The 12367-nt window shown below is 67.8% G+C and carries 10 protein-coding genes and 1 tRNA gene; 3 read left to right on the top strand and 8 right to left on the bottom strand.

The features are described from left to right. Nucleotides 1-10: 10 nt before the first annotated feature. The 4 genes from V7Z82_RS03575 to polA all read right to left on the bottom strand — a co-directional run bounded on the left by V7Z82_RS03575 (nucleotide 11) and on the right by polA (nucleotide 6904). Nucleotides 11-1363, bottom strand: coding sequence for an MFS transporter (locus V7Z82_RS03575; RefSeq protein ID WP_334148033.1), 1353 nt, complete (start codon nucleotides 1361-1363; stop codon nucleotides 11-13). Between the two features lie 49 nt (nucleotides 1364-1412). Continuing rightward, nucleotides 1413-2447 carry an LLM class flavin-dependent oxidoreductase gene (locus V7Z82_RS03580; RefSeq protein ID WP_334148035.1) on the bottom strand — a complete coding sequence of 345 codons (1035 nt, stop codon included), beginning with the start codon at nucleotides 2445-2447 and terminating at the stop codon, nucleotides 1413-1415. Between the two features lie 53 nt (nucleotides 2448-2500). Further along, a complete protein-coding gene (locus V7Z82_RS03585; protein ID WP_334148037.1) occupies nucleotides 2501-4177 on the bottom strand; it encodes a DUF885 domain-containing protein in 1677 nt (558 codons plus the stop codon). Between the two features lie 93 nt (nucleotides 4178-4270). Then, entirely contained in the window at nucleotides 4271-6904 is a 2634-nt protein-coding gene (gene polA / locus V7Z82_RS03590) for a DNA polymerase I (protein WP_334148040.1), read from the bottom strand. A 45-nt stretch (nucleotides 6905-6949) separates the two neighbouring features. Between polA and V7Z82_RS03595 the strand changes: the two genes are divergently transcribed. Then, nucleotides 6950-7378, top strand: coding sequence for a hotdog fold thioesterase (locus V7Z82_RS03595; protein WP_334148042.1), 429 nt, complete (start codon nucleotides 6950-6952; stop codon nucleotides 7376-7378). Here V7Z82_RS03595 and V7Z82_RS03600 read toward each other — a convergent pair. Next, on the bottom strand, nucleotides 7353-7916 hold the full coding sequence (locus V7Z82_RS03600; protein ID WP_334148044.1) for a GNAT family N-acetyltransferase: 564 nt from the start codon (nucleotides 7914-7916) through the stop codon (nucleotides 7353-7355). The genes V7Z82_RS03595 and V7Z82_RS03600 overlap by 26 nt on opposite strands. Before the next feature lie 3 nt (nucleotides 7917-7919). Then, nucleotides 7920-8540, bottom strand: coding sequence for an ANTAR domain-containing response regulator (locus tag V7Z82_RS03605; protein ID WP_042536652.1), 621 nt, complete (start codon nucleotides 8538-8540; stop codon nucleotides 7920-7922). Between the two features lie 101 nt (nucleotides 8541-8641). Between V7Z82_RS03605 and V7Z82_RS03610 the strand changes: the two genes are divergently transcribed. Continuing rightward, nucleotides 8642-8724 (top strand) — tRNA-Leu (locus V7Z82_RS03610). 171 nt (nucleotides 8725-8895) lie between these two features. Then, nucleotides 8896-10149: an alpha/beta fold hydrolase gene (locus V7Z82_RS03615; protein ID WP_334148053.1), complete on the top strand. Its 1254-nt coding sequence runs from the start codon at nucleotides 8896-8898 to the stop codon at nucleotides 10147-10149. Here V7Z82_RS03615 and V7Z82_RS03620 read toward each other — a convergent pair. Continuing rightward, a complete protein-coding gene (locus V7Z82_RS03620; protein WP_334148055.1) occupies nucleotides 10146-10811 on the bottom strand; it encodes an esterase/lipase family protein in 666 nt (221 codons plus the stop codon). The two genes, V7Z82_RS03615 and V7Z82_RS03620, sit on opposite strands and share 4 nt — an antisense overlap. A gap of 77 nt (nucleotides 10812-10888) precedes the next feature. Further along, a complete protein-coding gene (gene pyk / locus V7Z82_RS03625; RefSeq protein ID WP_334148057.1) occupies nucleotides 10889-12340 on the bottom strand; it encodes a pyruvate kinase in 1452 nt (483 codons plus the stop codon). Nucleotides 12341-12367: the final 27 nt, after the last annotated feature.

Genomic DNA, 12367 nt, shown 5'->3' on the forward strand with positions numbered 1-12367 from the left:
GTCCCCGCCGTCATCGATCGTCGAGCGCGATGCCGCCGCGATCCTGCAGGCCCCACGCGGCGGCCGCCGCCACGACGAAGCACGCACCGAAGACGACGAAGAGCAGCGGCGCGCCGCCGGCGATGAGCAGCACGGGGACGAGGAGCGGGGCGATGATCGAGGCGATGCGCCCCACGCCGGCAGCCCAGCCGGCACCGGTCCCCCGCAACGACGTCGGATAGATCTCGGGGGTCACCGCGTACAGCGCACCCCAGGCACCGAGGTTGAAGAACGACAGCGCCATACCGGAGGCGATGATCGCGCCCTCGGTGGATGCCGTGCCGAAGAACACGGCCGAGACCGCCGAGCCGACCAGGAAGACGGAGAGCGTGGTGCGGCGCCCCCACACCTCGATCAGCCAGGCGGCCACAGCGTAGCCGGGCAGCTGGGCGAGCGTGATGATGAGCGTGAAGCCGAAGGAGCGGACGAGATCGAACCCCGCGTCCACGAGGATGCTCGGGATCCAGATGAACGCTCCGTAGTAGGAGAAATTCACGCACAGCCACACGACCCACAGGCTGAGCGTTCGCACGCGGAACTCCCGGTTCCACAGCGTCGTGACCCTGGCGCGTGCGGTGACGGCGATCGGCCGTGATTCCGGCTCTTTGCGGATCGCCGGGCTCTGGACGATGCCGGCATCCGCTTCGAATGTGGCGACGATGCGGTCGGCCTCGGCGATGCGGCCTTTCGACGCGAGCCAGCGCGGTGACTCCGGAAGGCCCCAGCGGACGATCAGCGCATAGGCAGCGGGGATCGCACCGAGCGCGAACGCCCAGCGCCAGCCGTTCTCGGATGCCGGGATGACGAAGAACGCGACCAATGCTGCCGCCGTCCAGCCGAGCGCCCAGAATGCCTCGAGGATGACGATCAGGCGACCGCGGATGCGAGCGGGAGCGAACTCGCTCACGTAGGTCGACGCGACGGGAAGCTCGGCACCGAGCCCGAGGCCGACCAGGAAGCGAAGGACGAGCAGCGCGGCGATTCCGCCGACGAGCGCGCTGGCACCCGTCGCGATGCCGTAGATCAGGAGCGTCAGCGCGAAGACCTGGCGGCGTCCGAAGCGGTCGGCCAGGAGCCCACCGAGCGTGGCGCCCAGCGCCATGCCGATGAAGCCCACCGAGGCGATCCAGCCGGCCTCGCCCTTCGTCAGGTCCCACTGCTGCGTGAGCGCGGCGAGGATGAAGGAGATCAGCCCCACGTCCATCGCGTCGAGCGCCCACCCGAGGCCCGAGCCGCCGAGGAGCCGGAAGTGGCGCCTCGTGAACGGCAGATCGTCGAGTCTGGCAGCGAGCGACGCGCGGCTCGGCAGGGCGGTGTTGGCCATGCTCCTCATCGTAGAGCCGCCCGCATGCGGGCGACTCTCCGATGACGGATCAGGAGCGTGCGTCGAGCAGCGCGCGCACGCGCGGGATCACTTCGCTGCCGTAGAGCTCGATGCTGCGCATCATCGCCTCGTGCGACAGGGTGCCGGTCGCGTACTTGAGGTCGAAGCGTCCGAGGCCGAGCGTCGTGATGGTGTCGGCGATCTTCGCTGCCACGCGATCGGGCGAGCCGGCGTAGATCGCGCCCTCAGGGCCGATGTCGTTCTGGAAGCGTGCCCGGCTGTACGGCGGCCATCCGCGCTCGGCGCCGATCGTGTTGTTCATCGCCTCGAAGCCCGAGTACGCGGCTTCCCACGCCTCAGCATCCGTGTCGGCGATGTGACCGGGCGAGTGCACCGAGATCGGGTGCGAGGTCGTGCCGAACGAAGCCACAGACCGGTGGTACAGGTCGACGAACGGCCGGAACCGGGCAGCCGAACCGCCGATGATCGCGAGCATGAGACCGAGGCCGTGTCGCGCCACACGGACCACCGATTCGGGACTGCCGCCGACGCCGACCCAGGTGCGCAGGCCGTTCTCGGTCTTCGGGAACACGTTCGCGTTCTCGAGCGATGCCCGCATCGTGCCGGACCAGGTGACGGGTTCCTCCTTCAGAAGCTCGACGAACAACTCGAGCTTCTGCTCGAAGAGGGCGTCATAGTCGCGGAGGTCGTAGCCGAACAGCGGGAACGACTCGATGAACGAGCCGCGTCCGAGGACCACCTCTGCACGACCGTTCGAGATCGCGTCGAGCGTCGAGAAGCGCTCGAACACGCGGACCGGGTCGTCCGACGACAGTACCGTCACTGCCGTGCCCAGACGGATGTGTTCCGTGCGTGCGGCGATCGCGGCGAGCACCATCTCGGGAGACGAGACCGCGAACTCCTTGCGGTGGTGCTCCCCCACGCCGAAGAAGTCGACGCCGACGGAGTCGGCCATCTCAGCCTGCGCGACGACGTTGCGGATCGTCTGCGCTCCGCTGAGGAGTTCGCCGTCCGCATCGCGGGTGATGTCGCCGAAGGTGTCCAGTCCGAATTCGATAGCCATGTCAACCCTTTCCATTCACGTGAATGAACACCGGTCGGGGCTGGGGCATTCCCTCACCGCGGAAGCAGTGCGGTGCGGAGCGTGTCGAGCCCGACGCCGCCCATGTCGAGCGCACGCTTGTGGAACGCCTTGAACGAGAAGTCGTCGCCCTCGGCGGCCCGCACCGCGTCGCGGACCTGCTCCCAGATGCGCTGCCCGACCTTGTACGACGGCGCCTGCCCTGGCCAGCCGAGGTAGCGGTTGACCTCGAACTGCACGAACTGGTCCGACATGTTCACGTTCCTGCGCATGAAGTCGAGCGCGTACGGAGCATCCCAGACGCCATCGCCCTCCAGCCTCGGCTTGCCCAGGTGCACGCCGATGTCGAGCACCACGCGGGCCGCACGCATACGCTGCCCGTCGAGCATGCCGAGCCGGTCCGCCGGGTCGTCGAGGTAGCCCAGTTGCTGCATCAGCCGCTCGGCGTACAGCGCCCAGCCCTCGGCGTGGCCGGAGGTGCCGGCGAGCAGTCGGCGCCAGGAGTTGAGCTCGGCGCGATTGTGCACGGCCTGCGCGATCTGCAGGTGGTGTCCTGGAACGCCCTCGTGGTAGACCGTCGTCAGCTCGCGCCAGGTGTCGAACTCGGTGACGCCCTCGGGCACCGACCACCACATGCGGCCAGGACGTGAGAAGTCGTCGGTGGGACCGGTGTAGTAGATCCCGCCTTCCTGCGTCGGCGCGATCATGCACTCGAGCGTGCGAATCGCCTCGGGGATGTCGAAGTGCGATGCACCGAGCTCGGCGACGGCACGGTCGCTGGTCTCCTGCATCCACCGCTGCAGCGCATCGGTGCCGACGAGCTTGCGCGCAGGATCCGCTTCGAGGTGCGCGACGGCCTCTTCGACCGAGGCGCCCGGAAGGATCTCGTTCGCGATCGCCGTCTGCTCTGCGACCATACGCGCGAGTTCCTCGCGGCCCCACTCGTAGGTCTCGTCGAGATCGATCGAGGCGCCGAGGAAGCGGCGGGAGTGCAGCGCGTAGAGCTCGCGTCCGACCGCGTCGGTCTCGGTGGCTGCGGGGGCGAGCTCCTCGGCGAGGAAGCGACGCAGCTCGCCGTAGGCGACTCGGGCGGCCGCCGAGTTGTCGGCGAGCGTACGTGCGAGGGAGGCCGGAAGCTGTCCCTGCTCCGGAGCCGCTTCGGCCACGAACGCCGCGAAGAAGCCGTCGTCCGCGGTGTAGCGATCGATCTGCGTCGCGACCTCGACGACCTGACGTCGGGCAGGCGTCACGCCTTCGGCGATACCGGCGCGGAGGGTCTCGACGTAGCCGCGCAGAGCGCCGGGCACGGCGGCGAGTCGCGTCGCGATGACGGACCAGTCGTCGGCCGTGGAGGTCGGCATGAGGTCGAACGCGGAACGGACGTCCTGCGCCGCCGAGGCGATCACGTTCAGGTCGCGCAGGTGCCACCGCGACTCGTGGAACTCGAGGTCCAGGCGGAGCTCGGAGCCCAGGTCGGTCTTCGTGACCTCGTCGATCGCGTCGACCGGCTCGAGAGCATTGAGCGCGTCGAGCGTCTTCCGGGTCGCTGCAGCGATCGCCTCGTGGCCGGCCGGACTCAGGTCGCCGAAACGGTCATTGACCTCGTCGCGCCCGATGTAGGTGCCGAGCGTCGGGGCGAGCACGGCGATCGTGTCGACCCACTCATCGGCGACCTTGTCGATGGCGGAGGGAGTGCGAGGGGATGAAGTCATGGACTCCACCCTAATCCCGCCCCTCCGCCGCCGCAGGGGTTGATATATCGCTCGTGTCGGACTCGCGCTGCGTTGCGTCGGAACGGTGTCGCGTCAGTGCGCGGCTTCGTTCCAGTCCTTTCCACGGCCGACCTGGACGTCGAGCGGTACCGTCAGGTCTGCGGCATCACCCATGCGCGCACGGACGATCCGCTCAGCCGCATCCCACTCCCCCGGTGCCACCTCGACCACGAGCTCATCGTGGATCTGGAGCAGCGCACGCGAGCTCAGTCCCTCGGCCTGGAGGTCGGCGTGGATGTGCAGCAGGGCGATCTTCATGATGTCGGCCGCACTGCCCTGGATCGGTGCGTTCAGCGCTGCGCGCTCAGCGTTCTCACGGAGCACCCGGTTCGGGCTCGCGAGGTCGGGGAACGGGCGACGGCGGCCGAAGATCGTCTCGGTGTACCCGACCTCCTTGGCCTTCATGACCGATGCCCGCAGGTAGTCGCGCACCGCGCCGAAGCGTGCGAAGTACTCGACCATCAGCTGCTTGGCCTCGGACTGCTCGATGCGCAGCTGCTTGGACAGACCGAATGCGGAGAGGCCGTAGACGAGCCCGTACGACATCGCCTTCACCTTCGTACGCATCGCGGCGGTGACCTCGCTCGGGTCGACCCCGAACACGCGGGCGCCGACGAACCGGTGCAGATCCTCGCCGCTGTTGAACGCCTCGATCAGGCCCTCGTCGCCGGAGAGGTGCGCCATGATGCGCATCTCGATCTGCGAGTAGTCAGCCGTCAGCAGCGACTCGTAGCCCTCGCCGACCTGGAACGCACTGCGGATCCGACGGGACTCCTCGGTGCGCACCGGGATGTTCTGCAGGTTCGGGTCTGTGCTCGAGAGCCGCCCGGTCTGGCTGCCGGTCTGCACATACGTCGTGTGGACCCGGTGGTCGTCGCCGATCGCCGAGTCGAGGGACTCGATGATCTGCCGCAGCTTGGTCGCCTCGCGGTGCTGCAGCAGCAGACTCAGGAACGGGTGCGGGTTCGTCTCCTGCAGATCCGCGAGCACTGCGGCATCCGTCGAGTAGCCGGTCTTGGTCTTGCGGGTCTTGGGGAGCTGCAGATCCTCGAACAGCACCTCCTGCAGCTGCTTCGGCGAACCGAGGTTGAACTCGCGGCCGACGACCGAGAACGCCTCTGCAGCGAGTCCCTCGGCGCGCGTGGCGAGCTCGCCGGAGAACGTCGAGAGCACCTCGTGCGAGACCGCGACGCCCGCGACCTCCATGTCGGCGAGGGTCAGCAGCGTCGGCAGCTCGATATCGACCAGCACCTTGGCGACGGAGTCAGGGATGTCTTCACGCAGCGCGTTCGCGACGCGCAGGACGAACCAGGCTTCCTGCGAGGGCGTCGCCCCCTCGGTCTCCGGCACGAGCTGCGAAGGATCGGCCTCCGGCAGCTTCTCACCGAGATAGCGTTCGACGAGGTCGCCGAGCGTCTTGTCAGGGAAGCTCGGGCGCAGCATCCAGCCGGCGAGGCTCGTGTCGTACGCGAGTCCGCCGAGGCGGGTGCCCTGGCGCAGCAGCGCCTTCACCTGCAGCTTCGCATCGTGCAGCACCTTGGGCGCATCGGACTCGAGCCAGCCGCTGAGCGCTTCGGCGTCGCCTGCGGTCCAGTCGGCCTCCCGCAGCTCCGTCTCGGTCGCGGCGCCGATCCGCACCGGCGCACCGCCCTGAGTCACGATGCGCACCGCGACATCGCCCTCGACGGCGGATGCCCAGGACACGAAGTCGGCAGCGGAGACCTGCACCGGTTCGGGAAGGACGACGACGGATGCCGGGTCGTCGGCGACCTCACCGGCACCGACGGCCTCGAACACCCGAGGCAGCAGCGTACGGAACTCCAGCCGGGCGAAGATGTCGCGCACTGCCTGGGCGTCGATCGGCGCGACCGCGAGGTCGTTCGGCGCGAGCGGCAGCTCGACGTCGGTCAGCAGCCGGTTCAGCTTGCGGTTGCGGCGCACATCGTCGATGTGGTCGCGCAGGTTGCCGCCGACCACGCCCTTGATCTCGTCGGCGCGATCGAGCAGCTCATCGAGCGACCCGAACTGGGTCAGCCACTTCACCGCGGTCTTCTCCCCGACCTTCGGCACACCGGGGAGGTTGTCGCTGGTCTCGCCGACCAGTGCAGCGATGTCCGGATACTGCTCCGGGCGGACGCCGTAGCGCTCCTGCACGGTCGTCGGGTCGTAGCGCTTCAGCTGCGAGACGCCCTGCACCGACGGGTAGAGCAGCGTGACGTCGTCGTTGACGAGCTGGATCGAGTCTCGGTCGCCCGACACGACGAGGACGTCGAAGCCCTGCTCGGCGCCCTGCGACGACAGTGTCGCGAGGATGTCATCGGCCTCGATGCCCTCCTTGGTGAGCACCTGGATCGACATCGCTGCGAGGCAGTCCTGCAGCAGCGGGATCTGTCCGCGGAACTCCTGCGGCGTCTCGGAGCGCGTGGCCTTGTACTCCGGATACTCGTCGGTGCGGAAGGAGTGCCGCGACGTGTCGAAGGCGATCGCCATGTGAGTGGGCTGCTCGGCCTTGATGAGGTTCACCAGCATCGACAGGAAGCCGTAGATGGCGTTCGTGTGCTGGTTGTCCTTCGTCGTGAAGTTCTCGACCGGCAGGGCGAAGAAGGCACGATAGGCGAGCGAATGGCCGTCGATGACCATGAGGGTAGGCTTTGCGGAGTCCGTCACCCTGTCAGCCTAACGAGGACGACAGACACCCGCTGAGGAGGATTCATGAGCGACGTCTCGACGACCGAGGGACTCGACTGGGCAACGGCCCGCGGGATGGGCGCACTGGCCCAGAAGATGGGCATGGAGTTCACCGAGTTCAGCATCGAGCGATCGGTCGCGACCATGCCGGTGGAGGGCAACACGCAGCCGGTCGGTCTCATGCACGGCGGCGCGTACGTGGTGCTCGGCGAGTCGCTCGGATCGATGGCGGCCAACCTGCACGCGGGTCCAGGACGACTCGCAGTCGGCGTCGACATCAACGCGACCCACACCCGATCGGCGGTGTCCGGCGTGGTGACGGGCGTCTGCACGCCGGTGCACCTCGGACGCAGCATCACGGTGCACGAGATCGTGGTGACCGATGATCAGGGTCGTCGCTGCTCCACCATCCGCATCACGAACATGATCAAGGACGCCCCGCAGGCGCAGTGATCGGCTCGTCGATCAGCCGCTGGAACAGCAGGTGGTCCTGCCAGCTGCCGGCGATGCGGAGGTAGCGGGGCGCGAGGCCGATCCGCTCGAAGCCGTTGGCAGCGAGCACATGCTGCGACGCCTCGTTGTGCAGCAGTGTCGCGGCCTGCACCCGGTGCAGCATCAGCTCGTCCCTGGCGAAGGTCAACGTCGCTGAGACCGCTCGAGATGCGAGTCCTCGGCGCAGCCGCGTCGCATCGATCCAGTAGCCCAGGTCTGCGTTGCGGAACGCGCCACGGACGACGTTGTTCAGGTTCATCCGACCGCGGATCTCACCGTCGTCCGACTCGATCACGAAGCGGACGTTGCGACCGGCTGCGGCATCCGCCACCGACCGGACGAGGTCGTCCTCCTGCCACGCAGACGTGAAGAAGGCGGCGTCGCGAACCGGCTCCCACGGCTCGAGGTGCTCGCGATTGGCGAGATAGGCCCGAGCCATGGCCGCGCCGTCGCCGACACGGACGGGTCGGAGCACATGTTCGGCGTCGAGCCGGAACACGGACTACTTCTTGGGCGCGAGCTGCTCGATGATCGCCTTGGCGACGTCCTGCATCGTCAGTCGGCGGTCCATGGACGCCTTCTGGATCCAGCGGAACGCCTCGGGCTCGCTCAGGCCCATCTTCTCGTTGAGAAGACCCTTGGCGCGGTCGACGAGCTTCCGCGTCTCGAAGCGCTCGACCATGTCGGCGACCTCGGCCTCGAGCGTGATGATCTGCTCGTGACGCGCCAGCGCGATCTCGATCGCTGGCAGCAGGTCGTTCGGCGTGAAGGGCTTCACGACATAGGCGAGGGCGCCTGCTTCGCTCGCGCGCTCGACGAGTTCCTTCTGGCTGAACGCCGTGAGGAGCACGACCGGCGCGATGTTCCCCTTGTGCAGCTTCTCGGCGGCGCTGATGCCATCGAGCTGCGGCATCTTGACATCCATGATGACGAGGTCGGGACGCAGCTCGGTCGCGAGGGCCACAGCGGTCTCGCCGTCACCGGCCTCACCGACGACATCGAAGCCGTTGTCGCGGAGGATCTCGACGATGTCGAGACGGATCAGCGATTCGTCCTCGGCGACGACGACGCGTCGGGGTGCGGATGACGTGGGCTGCTCGGCTGCCTGTTCTTGCTCGGTCACGGATCCATCCTAGTCGAGTGCCTCTCCGCATCGGCCACGAAGCGCCCACAGCGGCGTGGATGCCAGCGCCCATCCGCTAAAGTCGAAGTCGCAACACACGAGCCGGCGTGGCGGAATGGCAGACGCGGAGCACTCAAAATGCTTTGTCCGAAAGGGCGTGTGGGTTCGAGTCCCACCGCCGGCACACCTGAATGAGACCCCGAAGCGTTCCCTCGCGATCGCTGGATCGGTCTCGTCACCCCGGTGGATGGTGCAGGCGGACGCGGCTGAGATGATCCGCGACGTCCTGCAGGTAGCTCTGCAACGGTTCGGAAAGGGAGTGCCGTTGGAGCATCCGATGCGGTAGACATTCTCCATGCGTTCCCGCCCGTCAGCGGACATCTGGAGCCGCACCAGGCTGGTCCGTCGCGTGTTCCTCGGTGTCGTCATCGTGATCGCGCTGATCGCCGGCGTGCTCGCCGCAGATGCCATCCGGCGATACGTCGACGGCGAGGGCGACCTGCAGACGGACCCGGCGTTCTACCGGCTCTCCTCACCCGTGCCGACCGGCGACCCCGGTGACATCATCAGGATCGAGGAGATCGCGAGCGCTCCGCTCGGTTCGACGGCGTGGCGGGTGATCTACCACTCGCGCGATCTGCAGGGCGATGACGTGCCCGTCTCCGGCGTCGTCATCGTGCCGGACCTCCCGGCGCCGCCGGAAGGTCGCACGGTGGTCGCATGGGGTCATCCGACGACGGGCGCCGCCGCGAAGTGCGCACCATCACTCGGACTCGATCCGTTCCAGTACATCGAGGGTCTCCATGAGCTGCTCGCCGAGGGGTACGCGATCGTCGCGACCGACTACCCGGGGCTCGGGGTCGAGGCGCCGTCGTCGTATCTCCTCGGCGTGCCGGAATCGAACAGCGTGCTCGATGCGGTCCGCGCCGCGCAGCACATCGACGGAGCGGATGCCGGTGACCGCGTCGTCTTGTGGGGCCACTCCCAGGGCGGCCAGGCGGTGCTGTTCGCTGCCGAGCGTGCTGCCGACTACGCACCGGAGCTCGACGTCCTCGGCGTCGCAGTGGCAGCACCGGCCGCCGACCTCGGCGAGCTGATGAGCGATGACATCGCGAACGTCTCAGGCGTCACGATCGCGTCCTACGCGATCCCCGCCTACGAGGCCGCGTATCAGGACAGGTTCCCCGACGGTCGGATCGCGGCGATCCTGACGCCGGCCGGAACGACCGCGACACCGCAGATGGCTGCCATGTGCCTGCTCTCGCAGAACTCGGAGATCCATGCGATCGCCGACCCGCTCATCGGCGGGTACGTGACGAGCGACCCCTCCACCACCGAGCCGTGGACGACCATGCTCGCCGAGAACAGCGCCGGCTCGCAGCCGATCACCGTCCCCGTCTTCGTCGGACAGGGACTCGCCGACGAGCTCGTGAAGCCGACGGCGACGGCGGACTACGTGACGCTCCTGTGCTCGCAGCGGACGGAGGTGAGCTTCCACCGATATCAGGGCGTCGATCACGGCTTCGCGGCGTACGCGGCGCTGCCGGACATGCTGGTCTGGCTGACCGCCGTCACCTCGGGCAGGACTCCGAAGAGCACCTGCCCCTAAGCACCAGCCTCAGCGAGGGCAGCGACCTCGCCGAGCACGCGCGGATGCGCGAGCACCCGGAAGTGTCCCCCGGTCTCCAACCGAACGTTCTTCGCGCCGATGAGCTCGCTGCCCTCGGGGATGTGCGGGTCGAACGCGGCATAGATCGAGACGATCCTGGCGTTCACTTCACGCAGTTCAGCGAGACTCAGGATCGAGGGATCATCGGGCGAGAACGCACGCAGCGTGCGCCCAGGCATCCGTCGTGCGTATCGCGATCCCCCGAACGGTGTGGCGATCGCGAGCATCGCCCGCACCCGTGCGGCCGCGGGTCCCGTCATCACGAGCTTCCCGGCGAGCCCGCCCTTGCTGTGCGCCACGAGGATCACGCCGGCGAGGTCGGCCCGCTCCAGGAAGTCCGTGACCAGCCGCGCGGCATCGACGACGGGCACGCGGTTCCGCGCGAGCACATCGAGCACATGCACCGGATGCCCACGGTCATGGAGCGCCGTGACCAGCGGCTGCATGAACCGCCACGTCTCGTACACGCCGGGGAGGATGACGATCGGTGCGCCCTCGCCGGAGGTGAAGGAGCCGGCAGCGCGTCGCCCGAACGAGGCCCGCAGCTGCCAGTAGGCGGCGTAGGCGTAGTCCGCCATCCACCAGGCGGCCCTCTTCAGCATCCGGATGACGTGCTCCTCCCCCGTGAGTGCGACGAAGGGGCGGAACCGGAGTTCCGCCCCTTCGCCATGCCGTCAGATCAGACGGTCGCTTCCTTGTAGATCGGGGCGGCGCCGTTCACGGCGTCTCCGACCTTGTGGACGCGGATGTCGTTGGTCGAGCCGACGATTCCGGGAGGGGAACCGGAGATCACGACGACCTTGTCCCCTTCCTTGGCCAGACCGTTGCTGAGCAGGTAGTCATCCACCTGCAGATACATCAGATCGGTGTGCTGCACCATGTCGACGAGCGTCGACTGGATGCCCCACGTCAGCGCCATGCGGCGACGGATGTCGGGCTCCGGCGTGAAGGCCAGCATCGGGATGCGCGAGCGCAGCCGCGAGAGACGACGAGCCGAGTCACCGGACTGCGTGAACACGCAGAGGAACTTCGCCTCGACGAACTCAGCGACCTCGAGTGCGGCGAGGGTGATCGCGCCACCCTGCGTGCGGGGCTTCGTGGTCAGGGGCGCGATGCGCTCGAGGCCGTGCTCCTCGGTCGACTCGATGATGCGAGCCATGGTCTCGACGACCACGACCGGGTAGTCGCCGACGCTGGTCTCGCCCGAGAGCATCACGGCGTCAGCACCGTCGAGGACGGCGTTCGCGACGTCGGAGGTCTCGGCGCGCGTCGGCACCGGGCTGTTGATCATCGACTCGAGCATCTGCGTCGCGACGATGACCGGCTTGGCCATGCGGCGGGCGAGCTCGACCGCGCGCTTCTGCACGATCGGCACCGCTTCGAGCGGCAGCTCGACGCCCAGGTCACCGCGGGCGACCATGATCGAGTCGAACGCGTCGACGATCTCCTCGAGCGCGTCGACGGCCTGCGGCTTCTCGACCTTGGCGATGACGGGGAGCTTGATGCCCTCCTCCGCCATGATCTCGTGCACGCGGGTGACGTCGGATGCGTTGCGCACGAACGACAGGGCGATCAGGTCGGCGCCGATGCGCAGACCCCAGCGGAGGTCTTCCTCGTCCTTCTCGCTCAGCGCGGGGACGTTGACGGCGACACCGGGCAGGTTGATGCCCTTGTTGTTCGAGACGGCTCCGGCGACGATCACCTTGGTGGTGACCGTGACGCCGTCGGTCTCGACGACCTCGACGCGGACCTTGCCGTCGTCGATGAGGAGGAAGTCGCCGGGCTTGACGTCCTGCGGGAGACCCTTGAAGGTCGTGCCGCAGATGTCCTTGTTGCCGATGATGTCCTCGGTGGTGATCTTGAAGATGTCACCGACAGCGAGCTCGTACGGGCCGTTCTCGAACTTGCCGAGGCGGATCTTCGGTCCCTGGAGGTCGACGAGGATCGCGACCGCCCGACCGGCGTCGTCAGCGGCGCGACGGACGTTGGCGTAGTTGTTCTCGTGCACGGAGTAGTCTCCGTGGCTGAGGTTCAGACGTGCGACATCCACACCTGCATCGATCAGTGCACGTACGGTCTCATAGGTGGATGTTGCGGGGCCCAGGGTGGCGACGATTTTCGCGCGTCTCAACAGATTCTCCAGGGTAGTTGTGGGGGA

It is taken from the genome of Microbacterium sp., assembly GCF_036823965.1.
Taxonomy (GTDB): Bacteria; Actinomycetota; Actinomycetes; order Actinomycetales; family Microbacteriaceae; genus Microbacterium.